This is a genomic window from Vibrio sp. CUB2 (assembly GCF_001557945.1).
In the GTDB taxonomy this organism is placed as follows: Bacteria; Pseudomonadota; Gammaproteobacteria; order Enterobacterales; family Vibrionaceae; genus Vibrio; species Vibrio owensii.
Genome location: NZ_LNRB01000066.1, coordinates 1 through 795 on the forward strand (window position 1 = coordinate 1; position 795 = coordinate 795).

The following is a 795-nucleotide window of genomic DNA, read 5'->3' on the forward strand; positions in this document are numbered from 1 at the left end:
AAATGGTTTTTACTACCTAATCTGGGCTTATCGCAAGTTAATACGTCCTTCATCGCCTCTGACTGCCAAGGCATCCACCGTGTACGCTTAGTCACTTAACCATACAACCCGAAGGAGTTTCGAGTTGCCAATTTACTTTCACTTTAAAAAGTGAAAACAAACGGTCAAATCACCAAAGTTGTCTCTCATTATTTGAATGAGCGAGAGACATTTCGATTTTGCCGGACTCAATTTCGAATAATCACTTAAAAGTGATATTCCCAAGAACACTTGAATGTGTTTTTTGGTGTTTATCTTTCGATAAACATTGAGAACTTTACAAACAATCTTAAAGATTGTTTTGTCAGCTTTCCAAATTGTTAAAGAGCTAATCACTTCTTATGAAGTAACCATTTTTAAAAACTCTCAAGAGAGAATGTTTAAAGATGGTGGGCGATACCGGGCTCGAACCAGTGACCCCCTGCTTGTAAGGCAGGTGCTCTCCCAACTGAGCTAATCGCCCACATAAGTTTTTCGTCTTGTGGTAGACGTCAAGAATGGTGGAGCTATGCGGGATCGAACCGCAGACCTCCTGCGTGCAAGGCAGGCGCTCTCCCAGCTGAGCTATAGCCCCATCTTGAGAGTCATTCTTAAAGAATGGTGGGTCGTGCAGGATTCGAACCTGCGACCAATTGATTAAAAGTCAACTGCTCTACCAACTGAGCTAACGACCCAATGGTATCCCGTAGGGGAGTCGAACCCCTGTTACCGCCGTGAAAGGGCGGTGTCCTAGGCCTCTAGACGAACGGGACACTG

General features: G+C 44.4%; 4 tRNA genes and 1 rRNA gene. All 5 read right to left on the reverse strand.

Annotated elements, in window-relative coordinates:
- A 23S ribosomal RNA gene (locus ATB78_RS27825) occupies nt 1-101 on the reverse strand; the annotation flags it as partial.
- A 325-nt stretch (nt 102-426) separates the two neighbouring features.
- Nucleotides 427-502, reverse strand: a tRNA-Val gene (locus tag ATB78_RS27830).
- Nucleotides 503-537: 35 nt separating this feature from the next.
- A tRNA-Ala gene (locus ATB78_RS27835) sits at nt 538-613 on the reverse strand.
- 24 nt (nt 614-637) lie between these two features.
- Nucleotides 638-713, reverse strand: a tRNA-Lys gene (locus ATB78_RS27840).
- A gap of 2 nt (nt 714-715) precedes the next feature.
- A tRNA-Glu gene (locus ATB78_RS27845) sits at nt 716-791 on the reverse strand.
- Nucleotides 792-795 lie beyond the last annotated feature (4 nt).